The sequence below is a fragment of the bacterium genome, from assembly GCA_035529855.1.
In the GTDB taxonomy this organism is placed as follows: domain Bacteria; phylum RBG-13-66-14; class B26-G2; order WVWN01; family WVWN01; genus WVWN01.
The window spans coordinates 1-20,813 of the sequence record DATKVX010000102.1; the positions used below are offsets into that span (position 1 = coordinate 1).

The window sequence follows — 20,813 nt, forward strand, 5'->3', positions numbered from 1 at the left end:
GACGCGGTATAGGTACACGCCGGGCGCGCGCCCGCCCCCCGCGGCGTTCCACACCCACGCGTCGCGGCCCGCGGCCACCTCCCCCCGGCCTACGCGCCGGCCCGCGAGGTCGTATATCTCCACCGTCGCCGGCGACTTGACGCCGACGAAGCACACGCCGCCCGCGGACGTCGCGTAGCAGTAGGGGTTCGGATAGACGGCGAAGGGGCGGGTAAACTTGGCCACCAGGGTTTCCGGCGGCGGCGGGTCGGGGAAGGTCCCGGCCACGCCCGCCAAGTGCGCCAGCGTGGCTGCGAGGTCGCGCGCGCACCGCGCGCCGAACTCGGGTTGGATTTTATCTAACGTATCTTCGGTCGTATGGTAATAAGGGTAATCGATAGAGCCGCCCGGACCTTTACTCCCCTCGCTGACACCCAAGGCCGCGTAGCCTACTTCCCAAAACGACAGGTGGTCGCTGCCGCAACCCCCGCTTTCGTATATCAAGTTATTACCGTACAGCGCCCCGACGCCGTTCAAGTAATCGAACAACCAATCGTTACCACCTGCGACGTAATCGTCCCGCGCACCGCCCTCTTCGTCGTAGGAGACCATATCGGCGTTGAGGACGGCGATTATCTTCTCGCCCTTCGCGGCGCAGTCGCTCGCGTATGCCTCGCTGCCTAAACAACCCGCTTCCTCGCCACCGAAGGCGATAAAACGGACGGTGCGTTCGAAAGACGTATTGCGGAACGCCCGGGCCGCGGCCATGACGCAGGCCGCCCCGGAACCGTTGTCCTCCGCGCCGGGTGCGTTCCATATCGAATCATATTTAGCCGTCGAATCGAAGTGGCCGCAGATTATTACGATTTCGTCAGGGACTTCGCAACCGCGGCGTTCGCCTATAACGTTCTCCGCTTCGAATTCGACGTTCTCTGTTATATCCGCGAAAGTAGCGCCGCCGTCATCGGTGCGGTAGATCTCCCGCGAAATGGCAAGTAGGCCCCGGTGCCGGCCGGGGAACGCCAAATAGTCCACTTGGCCCGCCGGAGCGCTACTCACCTCCCGCCAACTCGCGCCGCCGTTATTTGTAGCGATTAATTTACTCCCCGCAGCATAACCGTGCTTTTCGTCCGGGAACTCCAAGCACGAAAAATCGCCCTGGATACGCGGGTCGGCTGTTTCCCAAGTCACGCCATCTACCGTACGTAGTAACTCATTTGACCCATTAGTAGCCCACGCCTCCGTTGGACCCGTCGCAGCGATATCCGTAACTTCCCGGCCGGGGTTTACGGTCCTCCACGTCTCCCCGCCGTTATTCGTATAATAAGTACCGCCGTACCCGGACGCCCATCCGTGCCGTTCGTCAAAAAAAGAAATAAACTCCGGGTAAAAAAGCGGGGCCGGCCTTTGGTCTACCCATGAGCGGCCGCCGTCCTCGGTCTTCATAAAGAAACTCCGCTCCCAAGTCGGCGGGGTACCGCTGCGGAACTGGCCGCCTATCCAGCCCGTCTCCGGCGTAACGAAGTAAATGTCGGTAACGCGGTATTCCTCATATTCCCCCGGCGTTTTGGTAAAAGCGTGAGTTTCCCACGTAACGCCGCCGTTAGTGGTCTTAACCAACACGCCCCTAATACCGGCCACGAAACCGGTCCCGCCGTCCAGCCAAAAGGAGCAAACGTTCCGGTCCACGCCCACCGGAGATATCGTGTCCCAGGTAGCGCCGTGGTCGCGGCTCCGTTTTATAGGATCCATGGTAGAATCCGCGTACATTGCCCCCGTAGCGTCAGGGTAATGCAACCGGGACAACCAGCCGCACTGAAAACCGAATAACGACCCGTCCAGGTTCTGTAACGCGAAAAAATTCCGTAAGTAATCCCTGGCGCAGTCGAAACCGGGCGAATCGTTATGCCTGGTCTTGAAATTTTGTAATTTAAGGATATACCCCGCGTACTCCTCCGCCGTGATCGAGTTTATCGCCGCTTCGATACGGCGGTCCTTCTTCGTCGGCGGCGCCTCGGCGTCAACGCGCCAATCGACCGGCGTCACCGGCGCGAGTTTTATTAATTCGATGCGGTGCTCGACGGCGCGCAACGCGCCCGGGCCCAGGCCGCGCTCGAGGCCCACTAATATCTCATTTTCCGAAAGGCGAACCGACGTCCCCAGGTGCGCGAACGCCTCGGCCTTTACGTTGACCCATTCCGGCGCCCAGACGATATAGTAATCCTTGGCCTGGGCGTCGCGGTCGAGGACGCGGTACGGCGCCGCGCGGCCTACCGCCGCGCTCGAGCCGTTGTACAAATATCCGCCGGCGCAAGCGCCCAAATAATAAAATCCCGCCGCCTCGTCGGGCCGGACTTCCTTGTCCGAAATTACGACGAGGTCAGCGGGCAACGCGTTCGCCGCCGCGGCGAAGCTAACGGCGGCGACGGCCGTTACTATTATATTTTTCATGACATCCTCTCCCCTCTCGTACAATTCTATCGCAACGAACCGCGCCGCGTCAAGACGAAAAAAAGCCGGCCCGGGCAAGGGAAATTTCCACGAGCCGAGCCGGCGGTGTTAAGTGAGGCCGAGAGGCGAAGTAGCCTCTCTATTTTATTTTTGGCTCTCCCCCTCGTCCTCAACTATTTCGTAATCGGCGTCCACTACGTCGCCCTCGGGGGCCGCCTCGCCGCCTGGCGGCGGTTGGGCGCCGGCGCCGCCCGGGGGCGGCTGCTGAGCGCCCGCGCCGGCCTGCTGGTATAGGCGCGTGGACATCTCGTTAAGCGCCGCCTCCAACCCCTCGGTCGCGGACCGTATCTCGCCCGCGTCGCCCTTCTCGCGGGCGTCCTTGAGGCGTCGGATGGCGCCGTCTATTTTATTCTTCTCCTCCGCGGTGACCTTGTCGCCGAGCTCCTTGAGCAGCTTCTCGGACTGGTAGACGGCGGAGTCGGCGCGGTTCTTTATTTCGGCCTCCTCGCGCATCTTCTTGTCCTCCGCCTCGTGGTCCTTGGCTTCGGTGACCATGCCGTCGATCTCGTCGTCGGATAGGCCGCTGGAGGCGGTGATGGTAATGCGCTGCTCCTTGCCGGTAGCCATGTCCTTGGCCGAGACGTTCAGAATGCCGTTGGCGTCGATGTCGAAGGTTACCTCGATTTGGGGGACGCCGCGCGACGCGGGCGGAAGACCCTCCAGGTGGAAGCGGCCTATGGTCCGGTTGTAGGCGGCCATCTCGCGTTCGCCCTGCAGGACGTGAATTTCGACCGTGGTCTGGTTGTCGTCGGCGGTGGTGAATATCTGGCTCTTGCGGGTGGGGATGGTCGTGTTGCGCTCGATGAGCCTGGTGGTCACGCCGCCCAGCGTCTCGATGCCGAGCGAGAGGGGCGTAACGTCGAGCAGGAGGATGTCCTTGACTTCGCCGGTCAGGATGGCGGCCTGAATGGCGGCGCCGACGGCCACCACCTCGTCGGGGTTCACCGACTTGTTGGGTTCCTTGCCGAACAGCTGCCGTACCTTGTTCTGTACCGCGGGCATGCGCGTCTGGCCGCCGACCAGGATGACCTCGTCGACTTCGCCCGGCGCAAGGCCCGCGTCCTTGAGGGCCTGCTGGCACGGCCCGACGGTCCTCTCCACCAGGTCGCTCACCAGTTCCTCGAGCTTGGCGCGGGTGAGCACCTTCTCGAGGTGTTTGGGGCCGGTGGCGTCCGCGGTGACGTACATCAAGTTAATGGGGGTTTCGGTGAGGGAGGAGAGGTCGCACTTGGCCTTCTCCGCGGCCTCCTTGAGCCGCTGCAGCGCCATCTTATCCTGGCGCAAGTCGATGCCGGTGTCGTTCTTGAACTCGCCGGCGAGCCAGTTGATAATGCGCTCGTCGAAGTCGTCGCCGCCGAGGTGGGTATCGCCGTTGGTGGCCAGGACCTGGAAGACGCCCTCCTCGCCGATTTCGAGGATGGAGATGTCGAAGGTGCCGCCGCCGAGGTCGAAGACGGCGATTTTCTCGTTGGCCTTTTTATCCAGGCCGTAGGCGAGGGCCGCCGCGGTGGGCTCGTTGATGATGCGCTCCACCTCCAGCCCCGCTATCTTGCCGGCGTCCTTGGTGGCCTGGCGCTGGGAGTCGTTGAAGTAGGCCGGCACCGTAACCACGGCCTTGTTGATGCGTTCGCCCAGGTAGTCCTCCGCCGTCTCCCGCATCTTCTGGAGGACCATGGCGCTTATTTCCGGCGGCGAGTACTGCTTGTCGCCTATCTGGACGCGGCAATCGCCGTTGGCCACCTCGACCACTTTAAAGGAAATGGTTTTAATCTCCTCGGGGACTTCCGAGAAGCGACGCCCCATAAAGCGCTTGATGGAGTAGACGGTATTCTCGGGGTTGGCTATGGCCTGCCGCTTGGCGACGCCGCCCACGGCCCTCTTGCCGTCCTTCAGGAACGCCACCACCGAGGGGGTGGTACGCGAGCCTTCGGCGTTGGGAATGACGACCGGCTCGCCGCCCTCCATCACGGCCACGCACGAGTTGGTGGTCCCCAAATCGATACCGATTATTTTGGCCATTGTATCTCCTCAGCGCAGTATGTGGCTTCGACTACGGAAGCTTCGAGCCGCGACGGCGCGTGCACGTTATTGCGGCGGCGTGCCCTCGATACCGGTAGGCGCGTTCTCCTCCCGGATTTCGTCACGCGCGGCCTCGCCCGCCACCTTATTGTCGATGAACCGGGCCCACTCCGGGAAGCGCTGGCTCAAGAGGTCGTAGTTCCCCAGGCCCCGGGCGCGCAGGCACATATCGCGCAGCTCGCCGGGGCGGTTCAGCTCGATGAGGGCTTTAATCGCCATCACGTACGCCGCGAAGTCCCGCGGGTAGACGTCGAGGTACTTTTTGAATCGGTCCGCGGCCTCTTCGAACTTCATCTTCTCGTAGGCTTCCACGCCGCCGACGAAGTTGGGGTCGCTGTGGTCCTCGGCCGGGGGCGAGGCGATGGGCGGTTCCACCGTCCGCCGCGTTTCGGGGACGGTATCGGGGTCAACGCCGCGCGCCTTCAGGCGCTCCCGCACCAGGGGGTGTTGGCGGTTGGGGATTATGACGAATACCTCGCCCTTGATGGAGGCCGGGTCCGGCCGGCGCTCCGTCAGGAAGACGCCGTCCGTAATGATGCGGTGCACCAGCTCGCGGAAATTAACCTGGGGATTCTCGCGGCTCAGGATGTCGATAAGCAACTTGTAGCCGACGTAATCGAGCCGCTGCTCCATGTCGAGGCCCAGGTCCACGATGCGCTCGGAGATGGCCGTCTCGTTGGCGCTCGCCAGGTCGTCCATCGAGATGAACTGGTCGGCCTGCGTGCGGAGGAAGTCGGAGGTGTTGCGCTCGAAGCCCATAACGATTACGCGCTTGCCGTTCTGCTGGGCCCGCTTGACGATCTCGGTGAAGTCGCCGTCGCCGGTGACGAGGGCGTACTTCTGAATGTTTTGGTTGGTATAGATCAATTGGGCTACGTCCCACGCGATGTAGATATCGGCGTTGTTCTGCAGGACGGCGCACCGTTGTCCCGTTTTCACGTCGGTCTTGTCGACTTGCTTGGAGCTAATATTTACGGTTTCAACCCGCCATTTACTCAATTGGGCCAAACCTTCGACGAAATTGCTCCAGGGCGCGTATGCCCTCTCCAGTATTATCTTCCCGAACGGCTTAACTTTACCGTGGATACCTTCCACTACTACTTCCAGGTCCATCGGCACGCCGTACAATCTCTCGAGTGTAATGAACACGTACTCGTAATCGATAAAAATGCCGATGCCGTCGTCGTTTATCTCGTTCACCATAAACTCCTTCTTTTAAAATTCGACTAAATAGAAAAGCCAAAGAACAATTGCCGAATCGATTTCACGTTAACTTTACAGTCGTATCATTAATTTGCGCGTTGGCGCCCGCCGAACGCCGCCGCGCGGCACGCCGCGTCTTTCCGGGCGGCGTTAATCGCCCTCGATGGCGATTTCCTTCGGCTTAACCTCCTCGCTCTTGGGAAGGACGATGGAAAGGACGCCGTCCTTGAAAGAAGCCTTAACTTTGTCCGCCTGCACCACCGTCGGCAGTTCCAAAGAACGGACGAAACTGCCGTACACGCGCTCGATGCGGTGGTAGTTCTCCTCCGACGTCTCTTTCTCCATTTTCTTCTCGCCGCGTACGGTCAGCACGTTGTTGGTCACCGATATCTTGATATCTTCCTTCTTCACGCCCGGCACCTCGACCTTGACGCTGACGGCGTCCTCGGTCTCGGCGACGTCCACCGCCGGGATCCACATAGCGCCTTCGGCGCCCGTCTCGGCGCGGCGCGTCATCAGGTCGTCAAAGATGCGGTTAACCTCTTGCTGGATCCCTACCAAATCCCTGAACGGGCTCCACCTCACGATCGCCATATTCTTCTCCCCTCCTTTCTCTTCCGCGCCCGGCTCCCCCCGGCCGTCGGCGGCCGCCGTCGAGAGCCGTATGGCACGGTATCCTTGGGGTAAATCCTTAGTTAAAATTTCCCGTACGATCTTTTCCAAACGCTCCAGGTCCCACGGCTTCTTTACGAAGGCGTAGGCCCCGTGTTCCATAGCCGAAATAATATCCGACGACGACGCCAGGCCGCTCATCATAATGACCGCCAGCGACGGCCGGAGCTCCTTGGCGATCTTGAGCAAAGACAGGCCGTCGAGCAGCGGCAACTGGAGGTCCAAAAACGCCAAATCGGCGTCCGCGGCCTTGACCAGGTCCAGGCCCTTTACGCCGTCCGCCGCCTGCTCCGCGTCGACCGCCTCTTGCGCCAGAAACGCACACAACGCGCTCCTGACCGCGACGTCGTCGTCAACTACCAATGCCAAAGGGTTAGTCATGATAAAACGCCGTACGTATTATTCCGTTTTTTATTAAAGCAAAATATATGCCACGTTGCTAAAGACGCCATTATAACATTTAATTCCCGAAATCGATACCGAAATCGCCCCGCCGACGCCGCAGCCGGCCTAAAAAACGCCGGGAACCGTTCTTTCGGTAAAGCGGATAATACGCCATAATGACGCAGGAATTTTAACGGGCCGTATTTTTGGCGTATAAAGCCGACGCCTAAGCGCCGCCCCCCTCCTCGACGTCGACGTCGTGGTGGTGTTTTATAATCTTGGCCGTCATTAAATAGACTACCATCTCGCCTATGTTCGTGGAGTGGTCGGCGATGCGCTCCAGCGCCCGGGCGATGGTCAAGAGGTGGACGCAGCCGGCCACCTCGTCGGGGTGCTTTTCGGCGTACGCTATGATGTCGCGGTATATCTTACGCTCGAGCTCGTCGGCCTCGTCGTCCCGTTCGCACACCCGGCGCGCCCACGCCGGGTCCCGCTTTACGAACGCACGGACGGCGTCGTGCACCATGGAAGCCGAGACGTGGGCCAGGGCCGGGAGGTCGAACAGCGTGTCCGACTTCTTCTTCAATTCGTGAAGGCCCAACGCGTCCTGGCAGATGTCTATCGAGATGTCGTCGATGCGCTCGAGGTCGCGGATGATGTTGATGGCGGTGATGATCATGCGGAGGTCCACCGCCACCGGCTGGTGGAGCGCAATAAGCGCCAGGCACCGCTCCTCGATGGCGACCTCCAGGCCGTCCACGCGGCCGCGCTCGTCGATAACCTTCTGCGCCTGCTCGGCGTTGTCGGTCAACACGCTCTCGACGGCGTCGTCGAATATTTCGAGCACCAGGCTGCTCATGCCGAGCAGCATGTCGTTGACCTCGGCCAGCTCCTCGTGGAAGTGTTTCTCCGGCGTCATAACGTTACCTTCGGGTTTTCGCCATCACAGGACGCGCTCCGGCTTAGCCGAAGCGGCCCGTAATGTAATCCTCCGTAAGCTCGTTATCGGGCCGCGTGAACATCCTCTCCGTCTCGTTGACCTCCACCAGCCGGCCGTCGAGCAAGAACGCGCACCGGCCCGAGATCCGCGCGGCCTGCTGCATATTGTGCGTTACGATTATAATAGTATAGTTTTTCTTAAGTTCAATTATTAAATCCTCGATCTTCTGCGTGGACGTCGGGTCGAGGGAGGCCGCCGGCTCGTCCATAAGGATGACTTCCGGTTGGACCGCGAGGCAGCGGGCGATGCACAGGCGCTGCTGCTGGCCGCCGGAAAGGCGCAGCGCGGAAGTCCGCAAGCGGTCGCGGACCTCCGGCCAGAGGGCGGCGCGCTTGAGCGATTCCTCCACCGCCGCCTCGAGCTCCGCCCTCCTCGTCACGCCGAACAGCCGCGGCCCGTACGCGACGTTGTCGAAGATGGACATCGGGAAGGGGTTCGGCTTCTGGAAGACCATGCCGACGCGGCGCCGGAGCGACACCAGGTCCACCCCCGGCGCGTAGATATCCTCGCCCTCCAGGAATATTTTACCGTCGACCCGGACGTTGGCCTCCAGCTCCGCGATGCGGTTTACGGATTTGATCAGCGTGGACTTGCCGCACCCCGAGGGGCCGATAATCGCCGTAACGGAGCGGGGCGCGACGGCGAGGCCGACGTCGTACAGCGCCTGGTAATCGCCGTACCAGAACGAGAACGCATCGTACCGCACCACCTCCCCTACCATACCCGTTTTCTCCTAAGTTTGGCGCGGTAAAGTATTCCCACAAGGTTGAAGGCGAAAACCAGCACCAAGAGGACCAGCGCCGTCGCGAACGCGATCGGCATCGACTTCGTGATGTCCGAGGCCTGCGTCGCCATCGCGAAGATGTGGTAGGACAGCTCCATAAACTGCTCTTGGGGATGGTCCGGCAAGCGCGGGAGGTAGAACGCGGCGCCGGTGAAGAGGATGGGCGCCGTCTCGCCGGCCACCCGGCCTATCGATAAAATGGTCCCGGTTATTATGCCCGGGACGGCCTGCGGCAGCGTCACGCGCGAAATGGTCTGCCAGCGCGTCGCGCCCAGCGCCGCCGAGCCCAGCCGGTAATCGCGCGGCACGGCCTTCAACGCTTCCTCCGTCGAGACGATGACGATGGGCAATACGACGACGGCGAGCGTGAGCGACGCCGCCAGAATCGACGCCCCGATCTTGAGGAAGACGACGAAGAACGCGAGGCCAAAGAGGCCGAAGACGATGGAGGGGACGCCGGCGAGGTTGTTCACCGCCGCCCGTATCACGCGCGCCCGCTTCCCCCACCCGATGAACTCGTTCACGTATACCGCGGCGGCGACGCCCAACGGGACCGCCAACGCCGACGTCAACGTCAAGAGCGCCACCGTACCGTAGATGCACGTCGACACGCCGCCGGCGAGCATCCCGTGGCGCGGCGGCTGCGTGATGAACGTCAAACTCAATACCGGCAGCGCGCGCACGACGATGTAGGCGACGATGCCGCCGAAGACCGCGACCACCAGGTACGTGAGGCCGCGGAAAACCTGCTTCATCACGGCGTTCGCTATCTTCCGCCCCGCCGTTAAGCCGGGTTTGACGGCCGCTCTTGTCGCGCCGGCCATCCGCCTATCCCCTGAACCTTCGCGCGAAACGGTCCATAACCACCTGCGAGGTTAGGTTTACGACGAAAGTTATCGAAAACAAGACCACGCCCAACGCGAAGAGGACGTGGTAGTGCTCGCCGCCGAAGACGGCGTCGCCCATCTCGATGGCGACGGTCGCCGTTATGGTGCGCACCGACGAGAGCGGGTTCACCGTGAAGGCCGCCATGTTGCCCGTCGCCAGCAGCACCGCCATCGTCTCGCCCAGCGTCCGCGCCACCGACAACAGAATCGCGGCCGTAACGCCCGAGGCCGCCGCGGGGACCACCGTCCGCCGTATCGTCTCCCACCTCGTCGCGCCCAGCGCGAAGGCCGCCACCCGGTACGACCTCGGCACGCTGTACAGCGCGTCCTCGGCCAGCGAGGCGAGCATGGGCGTCAGCATTACGGCCAACACCAGGCCGCCGTTGACGGCGTTCAGGCGGAACGGCGTCCCCGTTATCCGCGGGATAACGTCGCCCAGGACGACCATGCCGAGCAGGCCGTAAACGACGGAGGGAACGGCCGACAGAAGCTCGACGATCGGCTTTACTATCTCCCGCTCGCGGCCTCCCGCCACTTCCGAGAGGTATATGGCCGTCCCCAGCCCCAGCGGGAGCGCGATGACCGTCGCGACGGCGGTGACCATAACGGTCCCGGTCGCCAGCGGGATTATGCCGTACTTCGGGACCTCCGCCGCCGGCTGCCAGACCGTCTTCAAAAATTCGCCCACCGGGACCGCCCGGAACGCGGCCACCCCTTCCTTGAAGATGAAAAGGAATATGAAAGCAATAATTACGATCGCGGAATACCCGGCGCCCGTAATTACGACGTTGACGAAACCTTCCCGCGTCTTTTGGGGAATCAGGCGCGCGGCGACGCGGCTCGCGAGCTGGCCGCCGAGCGCCGCCAGGCCGCCCCAGAAAAGGAGCCAACCTATCACGCCCGCGACGGCGAACGACAGCAAAACCATCGCCGCCGGGAGGGCGTATTTCAAATAACTCGTCCAGCTTCGGCCCATAATAGAAACTCGAAACGAAAACGGCTCGCCGGGCGGGCAGCCGGGGCGCCCCGGCACCAACGCGGAGTTTAGGAATATTACGTCATTTTCCCCCGGCTATGTACCGTAAACACGCGCCGCGGGGATTACTCCACCGCCGCCCGGCTTTCGCCAAGCCTGGCCTCGGGGAGACGAACGTACTCCACCTCTTCGACCAAGGCCTGACCCTCGTCCGAGAGCGCGAACGCGAGGAACGCCCGGGTCACGCCCTCGGGCTTGCCGTCAATATAACAGAAGAGGTAGCGGCTGATGGGGTATTCCATCGAGCCCACGGCCTCGTAGGTCGGCTTGACGGCCCCAGAGGCGTCGTCTTTTTTAATCGCCAATATCTTCACGTCGTCGCGTTTCGCCGCGTAGCCGTAGCCGACGTACGCAATACCGTTCGCGTCCCGGGCGACGGAGTCGCAGAGAAGGGCGTTGCCCTGCATCTCCTGGATGTCGGCCCGGTAGTCGTCTTTATCAAGGACTTGCCTCTTGACGAAGTCGTAGGTGCCGGAAGTGGACTGGCGGCCGTAGCACATTATCTTGCCGGCGCCGCCGAACGCGCTCCAGTCCTTGGCCTTGCCGCGGTAGATGTCGCCCAGTTGGCCTACGGTGAGCTCCGTCAGCGGGTTGGCGGCGTTGACGATGAAGCAGATACCGTCGACGGCCACGGCGACCTCGTTCACCTCGACGCCCTTGGCTCGAGCCTCCTCCCTCTCCTCGTCCTTTATGGGACGCGAGGCGTTGGCGACGTCGGTGGTGCCCTCTATGAGCGCTTTGATGCCGACGCCCGAGCCGCCGCCCGTAACCTGGACCACGGCGTCCGGGTTCTGGTCCATAAACGCCTCCGCCCAGCGCTGGCTGACCATAAGGAGCGTATCCGAACCTTTGACCTGTATCTTGCCGGACAAGCCTTCGCCGGTCCCGGCCTCCTCGGCCTTCTTGCAAGCGCCGAACGATAGCGCCAACGCCGCGGCCAGCGACGCCGCTAATATATATCGTAACCTTCTCATCGTTAATCTCCTCGTATGGAATGAACGAATAAATGACGCGTTAACGCGACCGTACCTCGTACTTCCGATTCCGCCGGCAGTGGAGGTAGACGTAGTCGTTGTATTTATCCTCGGCGGCCTGCGTCGCCTCGTCGAACACCTTTTACGGTTCCGTCTGGTAGTCGGGGATAAGGGCTAACGCGCCGTCGTTCATGTACGGGCGCACAGCTGTGCGCCCCTACCAGCCACGCGGCCGAGGCGAACGGCACCGCGCTTAGTATAGCACAGGTCAAAAACCCGGCTAGCGGCATCTTTAATTTTTCGCTTCGGTTCTTCAATTTCACGTTCGGGGCGTTTATTTTGCGGCCTGGCGCTCCAGGATTTACGACTCCTTTCGGCGCCGCGCCGATTTTATTTAAAAAAATGACCCGCCTCGCGGGTAAAAAAAATTAAAATAAAGGCCCTCACTTCTTCTCGAAGTATAAGGGCCTTAAAGGCTCGTTTTAATGTTCGTCGTCGCGTCATTAGCTCGGTTCAGGCCGAACTCGCCGCGCATTATAAAGGAAAGATTTTAGGCGTCAAGTGAAATAATCGCGCGCTCGGATAAAGCCCTCGATATCAAACGATTACGCGGCCGGGGAAACGCGGGGCACGAAGAACGCTTCCGCGTCGAACGGTTTTCGTCTTCGGGCCCGCCCGGTAACTCGTTGAAAAGATTAAGGCCTACGGCGCGGTTAGTCGGGGGATGCTTCCGGCGACGTACGGGCCCTTGCCGTTGGGGGCCGAGAAGCCCGGGCCGAGGCGCCGGTTGGTATGACATATATTCGCCCAAATCCGCGGGCCGCCCGGCGCGCAAGGCCGCCTTGCGCCGCCACTACATCCAATCCCACTGGCAGTGGAGGTAGATGTAGTCGTTGGATTTGTCTTCCGTCCGCGGCTCCTGCCCCGGTTCCTCTATTAGTACCTTGTACGATTCCGTCTGGTAGTTGGGTATGAGCGCGAGCTTGTCGTCGAAGAACTTCAGGCCGATGCCGCCGATGATGAGGGTCCGCTCGTCGTCGGCCGTATCCTTATCGGGCTCGTACGTGTCGTAGCGGACGAGGGGGTGGAGGGTCATACCCTCGGTTACGCGGAAGTGGCCGGTGGCGTACGCCGTCATGAGGTTGCCGTCTACCTTCACCGTGGCCGCGGCCTCGTTGTCTTCGCCCTCCGACCGCATGAAGTAGCCGCCGCCGAAACTTACGTATTCGTGCTTGAGGCCCAACAGGCCGCCGAAAACCTTCACCGGGTCCTTGGCGTCGGTGTCCGCCACCTTCTCGCCCAGGTTGTCCAACTTAACGAAGCCGTTGACCGAAAGACCCGGCAATGTCTCCGTCGAAGCCAGCGGGAAGACCGAAAGCCGGTACGCCACCGCTTTGCCGGAAAGGCCCCCCTCGGGGTTCTTGAAACCGGCGCCGTTGGTGTACGTCAGGTGATGTTGAATAAGGCCATCGGCGAATTCGCCGCCGACGCCGAAGCCGAGGTCGGACGACGGTTCCCACCCGCGGTCGTTGACCGCCGCCTTGCGCAGGACGCGCCAACCCCAGAGCTCGTTCTGCTCGTAGCTAACCCAGGGCGTCTTCTCGATGCCGCCGTAGATGCTGTGGTACGGGAGGACGTCGCGTACGTCGACGTACGCGTACTTGGCGAAGAAGTCGTACCGGCCCCTGTTCGTGTGCCTGGTCGGTACGAGTTTGTATTGTTGGGTCTGCTCGTCGATTACGAGGTCGTACGTATAATAAATGTCTTCTTCCCGCCCCACGTCCGCCGTAACGCGGTAGTGGAACTTCTCCATAACCGCGCCCTTGACGTTAACGTATACGCGGTCGACGTCGAACTCGTTGGCGCCCTCCTGGTACGACTCGTCCTTGCTCGAGAGGTCGTACCGGTAGTAGGCGAAGACGGTGCCCGAAAGCTCCGGGGCCTTGAACGATTCGGCCCACGCGACGGTCGCAAGTAACGTCACGGCTAACGTAAGGAGCACTAGCTTGGTCGCTTTCATCGGTTCCCTTTCTCCTTTGGTTAATTTTAAAAAACCCGCGACGCGGGCAATAAACCTAAAAACATAGGCCCCCGGTCCTCGGCGTAGTCTTGAGGGCCTCGAGGGCTTGGCTGCGTTTCCGTCGTCCGTACCCGTCCCTTCAACTCCCCCGGACGGGCGCCAATATATTAAAAATGACCTCGGGCGTCAAGTGAAAAAAACCGCGCCGCCCCGCAACTCCATCATTATCAAATATTTGCGGCAAACGTAGCCGGCCGATTTAACTCCTTCACGAAAGCAGGCGGGCCCCGCCGCGCTTTCGCGCCGATTATTGGCACACGCGAGTTTGCGGGCCTTTTACCGATATGATATACTCTCGCCGATGGACGAAAGCTCGCTCAAAGCGCTCGAGTTCGGCCGCATCCGCGACGCGGTGGCGTCGTACGCCTTCTCGCCGCTGGGGGCTGAACAGGCCCGGGCCATGGCGCCGGACGCCGCGACCGCGCCCCGCCGCCTGGCGGAGGCCGCGGAGATGATGGCGCACGCGTCCTCCGGCAAAGATATACCGCTGTCGGGCCTGTCGGACGTCAGGCCGCTGTTGAAGAGGCTCGAGCTGGAGGGCGTCCTGGTCGGGGCGGAGCTTATACAAATCCGCGACTTCCTGGCGGCCGCGGCGCGCGCGAAAAAAGCTTTCCCCGTCGAGGGCGACTACCCGAACCTGGCGGCGTACGCCGCGGCCCTCGAGCCCCTGCGCGACCTCGCCGACGAAATAACGCGCCAGGTGGACGACGACGGCCTGGTCCGCGACGACGCGACGCCCAGGCTGGCCCAACTCCGCAAGAAGGTGGCCGCCAAGCGCGACCAGATCCAGGAGGCGCTCGAGCGGCTGCTCAAATCGCCCAAGACCAAACGGGCGCTGCGCGAACCTATCGTAACGCAGCGCGGCGGCCGCTACGTCCTCCCGGTCCGCACCGACTCCATGGGCGCCGTGCGCGGCATCGTCCACGCCCACTCCGGCAGCGGCGTTACCGCCTTCGTCGAGCCGATGTCGGTGGTCGAGCTCAACAACGAGCTGGAAGGGTTGACGGCGGCGGAGCAGGCCGAGGTGGAGCGCATCCTGCGGGCGCTGTCGGCTCGGTGCGCCGGCGAGCGGGACGCCTTCACGTCGGACGTCGAGCTGTTGGCCGAGCTGGACTTCGTCGCCGCGCGCGCCGGCTACGGCCTGGCGTATCGCTGCACGACGCCGGCCGTGGCGCCGGAGCCCGTATTATCGCTCCTGGGCGCCAAGCACCCGCTGCTGTTGGCGTCGCGGGCGCCGGAAGAGGTCGTCCCCATCGACTTCGCGCTGGGCGACGGCCACGTGGGGATGGTCATCTCCGGCCCCAACAACGGCGGCAAGACCGTCGCCCTCAAGACCGCGGGCCTGTTGGCAGCGATGGCGCTCGCCGGCCTCCCGGTCCCCGCCTCGGAGGGGAGCGCCGTCGGCGCCTTCGACGACATCTTCGCCGACATCGGCGACGAGTCTTCCATCGAGGGAAACCTGAGCACGTTCACCGCCCATATGAGGAACGTCGGGCGGTTCCTGGGGGCGGCGGGCGAGCGTTCGCTGGTATTGCTGGACGAGGTCGGCGTCGGCACGTCGCCCAAGTACGGCGCCGCCATAGCGACCACGGTCCTCCATCACCTGAAAGGCCGCGGCGCCCGCGTGGCCTGCACTACCCATTACGACGAGCTGAAAAAGTTCGCGCTCGACGAGGACGGCTTCGTCAACGCCGCGGTGGACTTCGACGCCGCCACCCTCCAACCGACGTACGAGTTGAAGACCGGCCGCCCGGGCACCAGCGAGGCCGTGGCCATATTGGAGCGGCTCGCCTTCCCCGGAGAAGTCGTAACCGACGTCCTGGCCGCGCTCGGCGACGAAGAGGTTTCCCTGCACGAGCTGCTCACGCGCCTCGAGAAACGCGAGGCGGAGGCCGCCGCCCTGACGGACGAGATGGCGGCGCTGAAAACGGAGTACGAGGCCGACCTCGCGACGCTCGACGAAGAAAAGCGACGGTACGAGGTAAGCGAGGCCCGTCGGCGCGAAGAAGCTTACGGCGAGGCCGCGAAGATATTGCGGGAGGCGAGGCAGCAGGCCAACCTCATCATCCGCGAGCTGCGCGAAAAGGCCGACGTCGCCGCGGCCGAGGAAGGGCGCCGGAAACTGCTTCAGGCCGAAAAGGACGCCGCCGCGGAGAAGGAACGACTGGCGGCTCGAGCCGCCGCCAAGGTCGAACCCGGCGCCGACGTCGCGGAAGGCTCGTGGGTAGCGGTGCGGGGCACGGGGGCCAAAGGCCGGGTCGCGGAGGTCAACGCGGCGAAAGGGCGCGCGCGCGTCCTATTCGGCGGCGTGGAGGCGTGGGTCGACCTGGCCGACCTCGTACCCGCGGCCGGGCGGCCGAAGCCCGGCGGCGTGAAGATATCCATAGAAGGAGACGTGCGGCCCAGCCTGAACCTCATCGGCTACGCGGTGGAGGAAGCGCTCCTCGAGCTCGCGACGCACCTCGACCGCGCGGTCGCGGCGCAAATGCCGAGCGTCGAAATTATCCACGGCCACGGGACCGGCCGCCTCCGCGACGGTATTCGGCAATTCCTGCGGACCCACGACGCGGTCGCCTCGTACGGCCCGGGCCCGGGCGGCAACGAGGGCGTAACGGTCGTACGTTTCCGCGACCAATAACTATGAACGCTAATGATTACTCATAAGCTCGCCATAGACGGCGGCTCGCCGGTGCGGGAGGAATTCCTCCCCTACTCCAAACCCGTTCTCGCGGACGAGGACGTGGCCGCGGCCGTAAAGGTATTGAAATCCGGGTGGCTCACCACCGGCCCGGCCATACCCGCGCTCGAGCGCGCACTCGCGAAGGCCGCCGGCGCGAAGCACGCGGCGGCGGTCTCGAGCTGCACCGCGGCGCTTCACATCGCCTACCAAACGGTCCCGCTGCGCGCCGGCGACGAGGTCGTGGTCCCGGCGCTCACGTTCGCGGCCACGGCGTCGGCCGCGGCGGCGTCGGGAGCGAAGCCCGTGATTGCGGACGTCGGCGACGACCTGAACATCGACGCCGCGGACGCCGCGGCAAGGGTGGGCCCGAAGACGCGCGCGCTGGCCGCGGTACACTTCGGCGGCCTGCCGTGCGACGTCGCGGCCTTAGAGGAAATTTGCCGGGAGAACGACCTGGCGTTGGTGCAGGATTGCGCTCACGCGCTGGGCGCGGCGTACCGCGGCGAGCCGCTGGGAGGCCGGGGCCACGCCGCGTGCTACTCCTTCCACGCCGTCAAACAAATCGCCGCCGGCGAGGGCGGCGCCGTGACGACCGACGACGACGCCGTCGCCGCCGAGGCGCGGTTATTACGGAACCATTTCCTGACCACGTCGGCGGCGGACCGCCACGGCCCGACCGCCGACTACCGCTACGACGTCGCGGGGTTGGGTTACAACTACCGCATGCCGGACCTCAACGCGGCGCTGGCGCTGTCGCAGCTCGGGCGGTTCGCCGTGGACGACGCGCGCCGCCAGGCCGTGGCCGCGGCCTACGACGACGCCTTCCGCCCCCGCGACGACTTGGAAATAATACCGACGCCGCCGAACGTGCGGCACGGCCGCCACCTGTACGTCGTGAAACTCCGCCTCGAGGCGTTGACGGCCGACCGCGACGCCGTATTCCGGGCGCTGCGCGCCGAGAACGTCGGCGTGAACGTCCACTACATACCCCTTCACTACCACTCGTATTATCGCGACACGTACGGGTACCGGCGGGGCGACTTCCCCCGGGCGGAGGCGCTCTTCGAACGCATCCTGTCGCTGCCGCTGTTCGCCGCCATAACCGCTCGCGACGTCGCCGACGTTATAAAGGCCGTGGACAAAGTCCTGCGCCACTATCGGCGGTAAACGAATTTGGCCGAGGTCAACGTACTGGTCCAGGCTCGGCTCGGCTCGAGCCGCCTCCCCGGCAAGGTCCTCTTGCCGCTGGCCGGCGAGCCGGCGCTGGCCCGCGTGGTCGAACGGTGCCGGGCGGCCGCCGGCGCGGCCCGGATAGTGGTCGCGACCACCGACGCCGCCGAAGACGACGCCGTCGACGCCTGCGCCCGGGCGTCGGGAGCCGACGTCTTTCGCGGCGCCGACGACGACGTCCTGGGGCGGCTGGCCGCCGCGGCCCAAGCTTTCCCCGCCGACCACTACGTACGCGTAACGGCGGACTGCCCGCTAATCGACCCCGGCATAATCGGCGACGTCGTCGCGGCCCACGTCGCGGGCGGCTACGACTTCTCGTACAACGACGTGCCGGCCGACTTCCCCCGCGGCTACGACGTGGAGGTGCTCACGGCGGAGCTGCTGGCGTGGCTGGCCGCGCGCTGCCGCGACGCCGCGTCGCGCGAGCACGTGACGCCGCACGTCTACGCCCACCGGGGAGACTTCGACGTCTTCCAGTCGCCGCCGGCCCGGGCGGGCGTGGACCTCTCATCCTATCGCCTGGTGCTGGACGAGCCGCGCGATTACGAACTCCTGCGGCGTCTGTTCGACCGGTTGGCCGAGAAGAAAAGGCTGTTCGGCCTCGACGACGTCCTGGCGCTGCTGGAGGCGGAGCCGGCGCTGGCGGCCATAAATCGGGACGTGCCGCAGCGTGAGCCGCCGGACCCCCCCGCCGCGGCAAAAAAATAAGGGGCCGCGTCGCGGCCCCTTTTTACGCGGCGTTTCTCCGCTAGCGGTACAGCGCCTTTATCCTGCCGAAGGAGGCGGGCGCGACGTTGACGGGTGTCTTATCCGGCAGCGTCTTGTACGTGTTTCGAGCGCCGTCGGCGTTCTTTAAGAGGTCTTCCTCGCCGTCGCCGCCGACGATAGCGAAGGTGAAGCGGAATACTTCGCTCATATTAAGCGTGTGGGGCCCCTGGCCCACGACGACGGCCCACCGGTTGACCGGCGAAGTAGTATTGAGGTAATCGTACTCGCCGTTGCTCATGGCCGTGAAGTTGGCGCCGTCGTTCGTCCACTGGTCCATGTTGTTCGTAAAATTGACCGATTTGGGGTTCGCGTCTTCGGGATGTAAGTACAGCAACCCGCACATCGGCTGGTCGAGTTCGCCGTCGTCGAAAAACGCGGCCAACCTTTTCGCACCCTTGTAGGTAACGCGCTCGTCGTCGTCGCGCTCGAGCTCGTTATGCCTGATGTCGACGTTCATCCGGACGCCGGCGTAGATGTCACCCTGCGCTTCCGGCTTGCCGTTCTTCACGTAGCAGTCGACGATAACGTAATCGCGATAGGCGTACATATATTGGTCGACGCGATATTCGGGCATGGCCGGGGCCCGCGTCGTAGCGTTGGAATAACTCACGAGCTTATTCCACCCTAAAGACGTCGCCGCCCAATCCGGTTCGAACGCGTCGGCGACGTACGCGGACGACGCGCCCACCATAAACTGGCCGTTGTTGAGGAAATTGACCTCCGCCGGCAGCGCCTGGCTGTAACCCCATTTATCTACTACCTGGTCGCCGCGGATTACGTCCGTATCCCAATCGTCGGTCCCGGGGTGTTCGAAGCCGTTTTCGTAAATCTTCGTGCCGCCGTCCCGCACAACGCGGAAGTCGTCGACGTAGATGCCGTGATGATACTCCCGGTTGGACATATCGTCCCGGAAGTGGAACTGCAGTTGGACTTGGGACCCTTTGTAACTCGAGATGTCGACTTTCTCCGACTTCCAAACGAGGGTCCTGCCTTCGTAATAATAACGGGTCGTATCCGGCTGCCCTAATTGGCCCGAACCCAGCACCGTACTCGTGGGCCGCAGGTTCTTCCAGTTGGTGGGTTCGCTCTTCTTTGCTATCTCGAGCTCCACGCCGTCGAATTTTTCCTCGATATCCCACTTGGCCCAATACTCTACCGCGATGCTGGTAGCGTCGCCGGGCAGCTCGAGCTCGATGGGTATGGTGGTGGTGGTATCCACGAAGTTGTGGTAGTTGGCCAACGTCGGCGCGTCGGTCCAAGAGTAGAGGCCCGTATGCTTCTCGGGGGGGTAGTAGACGCCGACGTTGTAGTGGAAGCCGTGGTCGTACTGGAAAGCGTAACAACCGAACAGGCCGAAATTGGAGAATATGAGATAGCAGTTCTCACCGGTCGCCCGGAAGATTTGTATTAGGCCGCCGGGCGGCTCGTCGTCCCGGCCCGGCGCAGACGGAGCCGCTAAAGTATCGGGTACCGCGCCTTTAGAAACGCCGGCGTCGCCCGCCCACTTGGCGGAGAAATCCGACGCGGCCACGCACGCTAACGCCGCGGTAAACGCGATTAACGTTTTTAACCATATGGGTCTCATATACGTACCTCCCCGGGGTAGGCCGGTTAATAAACCAAGGGCGCTTCCCCACTATATAATTTAACTTATATAAATTGTTACGTCAAGCTAAAAAAACATTCCAAAACAAAAAAACCGACCTAAACGCCGCAAACGCTGTCTTTTAGGACGGCTTAAAGCTTTTAAAAAACGTTCTTAATTCCGCTTTCGGACACGCGCGTCGGGCTTCTCCACAAGCTCGGCGCCGGCGCGCGCCTCCATCCGCCGGAGCTCGCGCGCGAACGCCTTCGACGCCCGGTGCAGCAGTACGCGGACCGTGCTCTCCTTTTTCCCCAGCGCGGCCGCCACGTCGGCGTTGGAAAGGCCGTCGAAGTAGCGGAGCGTGAGCACTTCGCGATAAGATGTCGCCAGCCGCGCCAATACCTCCCGCACGACGGCCGTCGTTTCCTGGCGCGTCAACAATCGCTCGGGAGGTTCCTCGTTCGACTCCAGGCCGTCGAGGTACGAGCGCATTTCGCCGGCGGCGCCGTGGTCGTCGAGCGGGACTTCGCGATTACGCTTATTGCGGGAGTAGTAGTTACGTAGGACGTTCTTGCCGATGGCGTAGAGCCAGGTGGAGAGGCGGGCTTCGCCGCGAAAGCGGGGCAGCGACTCGAAAAAGGCGAGGAACGTAGCCTGCGTAAGCTCCTCGGCCCGCGCCTCGCTGCTCGACGAGAAGTACATCATGCGGTAGATCTTACCGCAATACTCCTCGTAAAAAGACGTCGCCGCCGCTTCGTCGCCGCTGCGAATCGCCTGTACCAAATTAGAATCGTCCGCTGCCATATATTCGGCTCCGGGCGAAACTAACGCGGCATAGACGACCTCCTTACTCTTTCTCGGTTAGCGGTGACGGCCTCGCGGCGCGTCGCGACCTAATCATTATAACATAAAAACGGCCCGGTGCGTAACAATTAGTATCGACCCCGGCCGCGGCGTTACG

The 20,813-nt window shown here is 62.9% G+C and carries 15 protein-coding genes; 3 read left to right on the plus strand and 12 right to left on the minus strand.

What is annotated here, in order from left to right:
* The 10 genes from VMX79_10665 to VMX79_10710 form a co-directional block, all read right to left on the minus strand.
* Positions 1-2,430 (minus strand): M20/M25/M40 family metallo-hydrolase (locus VMX79_10665; protein ID HUV87559.1); only part of this gene is annotated, 2,430 nt, incomplete at its 3' end.
* Positions 2,431-2,574: 144 nt separating this feature from the next.
* Entirely contained in the window at positions 2,575-4,509 is a 1,935-nt protein-coding gene (gene dnaK / locus VMX79_10670) for a molecular chaperone DnaK (protein HUV87560.1), read from the minus strand.
* 66 nt (positions 4,510-4,575) lie between these two features.
* The gene (locus VMX79_10675) at positions 4,576-5,772 is read right to left on the minus strand and encodes an NYN domain-containing protein (GenBank protein ID HUV87561.1); all 1,197 of its coding nucleotides are present in this window, start codon (positions 5,770-5,772) and stop codon (positions 4,576-4,578) included.
* Between the two features lie 150 nt (positions 5,773-5,922).
* On the minus strand, positions 5,923-6,825 hold the full coding sequence (locus VMX79_10680) for an Hsp20 family protein (GenBank protein HUV87562.1): 903 nt from the start codon (positions 6,823-6,825) through the stop codon (positions 5,923-5,925).
* Positions 6,826-7,054: 229 nt separating this feature from the next.
* On the minus strand, positions 7,055-7,747 hold the full coding sequence (gene phoU / locus VMX79_10685; protein HUV87563.1) for a phosphate signaling complex protein PhoU: 693 nt from the start codon (positions 7,745-7,747) through the stop codon (positions 7,055-7,057).
* Between the two features lie 43 nt (positions 7,748-7,790).
* On the minus strand, positions 7,791-8,549 hold the full coding sequence (gene pstB / locus VMX79_10690; GenBank protein ID HUV87564.1) for a phosphate ABC transporter ATP-binding protein PstB: 759 nt from the start codon (positions 8,547-8,549) through the stop codon (positions 7,791-7,793).
* Positions 8,543-9,436, minus strand: coding sequence for a phosphate ABC transporter permease PstA (gene pstA / locus VMX79_10695; GenBank protein ID HUV87565.1), 894 nt, complete (start codon positions 9,434-9,436; stop codon positions 8,543-8,545). The genes pstB and pstA overlap by 7 nt, the downstream gene beginning before the upstream one ends.
* 4 nt (positions 9,437-9,440) lie before the next feature.
* Positions 9,441-10,475, minus strand: a complete 1,035-nt coding sequence (gene pstC, locus VMX79_10700; protein ID HUV87566.1) for a phosphate ABC transporter permease subunit PstC — start codon at positions 10,473-10,475, stop codon at positions 9,441-9,443.
* Between the two features lie 125 nt (positions 10,476-10,600).
* Positions 10,601-11,509, minus strand: a complete 909-nt coding sequence (locus tag VMX79_10705; GenBank protein HUV87567.1) for a PstS family phosphate ABC transporter substrate-binding protein — start codon at positions 11,507-11,509, stop codon at positions 10,601-10,603.
* 853 nt (positions 11,510-12,362) lie between these two features.
* Positions 12,363-13,529 (minus strand): hypothetical protein, encoded by a 1,167-nt coding sequence (locus VMX79_10710; protein ID HUV87568.1) that lies wholly within the window; start codon positions 13,527-13,529, stop codon positions 12,363-12,365.
* A 361-nt stretch (positions 13,530-13,890) separates the two neighbouring features.
* Here VMX79_10710 and VMX79_10715 point away from each other — a divergent pair, with 361 nt between their 5' ends.
* From VMX79_10715 to VMX79_10725, 3 genes are read left to right on the plus strand one after another with little or no spacing between them, the layout of a single operon-like run.
* Positions 13,891-16,227, plus strand: coding sequence for an endonuclease MutS2 (locus tag VMX79_10715; protein ID HUV87569.1), 2,337 nt, complete (start codon positions 13,891-13,893; stop codon positions 16,225-16,227).
* A gap of 12 nt (positions 16,228-16,239) precedes the next feature.
* A complete protein-coding gene (locus tag VMX79_10720) occupies positions 16,240-17,436 on the plus strand; it encodes a DegT/DnrJ/EryC1/StrS aminotransferase family protein (protein ID HUV87570.1) in 1,197 nt (398 codons plus the stop codon).
* Between the two features lie 6 nt (positions 17,437-17,442).
* The gene (locus VMX79_10725; protein ID HUV87571.1) at positions 17,443-18,207 is read left to right on the plus strand and encodes an NTP transferase domain-containing protein; all 765 of its coding nucleotides are present in this window, start codon (positions 17,443-17,445) and stop codon (positions 18,205-18,207) included.
* 40 nt (positions 18,208-18,247) lie between these two features.
* Here the strand turns inward: VMX79_10725 and VMX79_10730 are convergent, their stop codons facing one another.
* Positions 18,248-19,852 carry a hypothetical protein gene (locus VMX79_10730; GenBank protein HUV87572.1) on the minus strand — a complete coding sequence of 535 codons (1,605 nt, stop codon included), beginning with the start codon at positions 19,850-19,852 and terminating at the stop codon, positions 18,248-18,250.
* A gap of 174 nt (positions 19,853-20,026) precedes the next feature.
* The gene (locus VMX79_10735; GenBank protein ID HUV87573.1) at positions 20,027-20,656 is read right to left on the minus strand and encodes an RNA polymerase sigma factor; all 630 of its coding nucleotides are present in this window, start codon (positions 20,654-20,656) and stop codon (positions 20,027-20,029) included.
* Positions 20,657-20,813: the final 157 nt, after the last annotated feature.

Bases quoted from the DNA above. Each gene is read 5' to 3' on its own strand.
- dnaK (HUV87560.1), bottom strand. From the start codon at position 4,509: ATGGCCAAAATAATCGGTATCGATTTGGGGACCACCAACTCGTGCGTG.
- VMX79_10675 (HUV87561.1), bottom strand. From the start codon at position 5,772: ATGGTGAACGAGATAAACGACGACGGCATCGGCATTTTTATCGATTAC.
- VMX79_10680 (HUV87562.1), bottom strand. From the start codon at position 6,825: ATGACTAACCCTTTGGCATTGGTAGTTGACGACGACGTCGCGGTCAGG.
- phoU (HUV87563.1), bottom strand. From the start codon at position 7,747: ATGACGCCGGAGAAACACTTCCACGAGGAGCTGGCCGAGGTCAACGAC.
- pstB (HUV87564.1), bottom strand. From the start codon at position 8,549: ATGGTAGGGGAGGTGGTGCGGTACGATGCGTTCTCGTTCTGGTACGGC.
- pstA (HUV87565.1), bottom strand. From the start codon at position 9,436: ATGGCCGGCGCGACAAGAGCGGCCGTCAAACCCGGCTTAACGGCGGGG.
- pstC (HUV87566.1), bottom strand. From the start codon at position 10,475: ATGGGCCGAAGCTGGACGAGTTATTTGAAATACGCCCTCCCGGCGGCG.
- VMX79_10705 (HUV87567.1), bottom strand. From the start codon at position 11,509: ATGAGAAGGTTACGATATATATTAGCGGCGTCGCTGGCCGCGGCGTTG.
- VMX79_10710 (HUV87568.1), bottom strand. From the start codon at position 13,529: ATGAAAGCGACCAAGCTAGTGCTCCTTACGTTAGCCGTGACGTTACTT.
- VMX79_10715 (HUV87569.1), top strand. From the start codon at position 13,891: ATGGACGAAAGCTCGCTCAAAGCGCTCGAGTTCGGCCGCATCCGCGAC.
- VMX79_10720 (HUV87570.1), top strand. From the start codon at position 16,240: ATGATTACTCATAAGCTCGCCATAGACGGCGGCTCGCCGGTGCGGGAG.
- VMX79_10730 (HUV87572.1), bottom strand. From the start codon at position 19,852: ATGAGACCCATATGGTTAAAAACGTTAATCGCGTTTACCGCGGCGTTA.
- VMX79_10735 (HUV87573.1), bottom strand. From the start codon at position 20,656: ATGGCAGCGGACGATTCTAATTTGGTACAGGCGATTCGCAGCGGCGAC.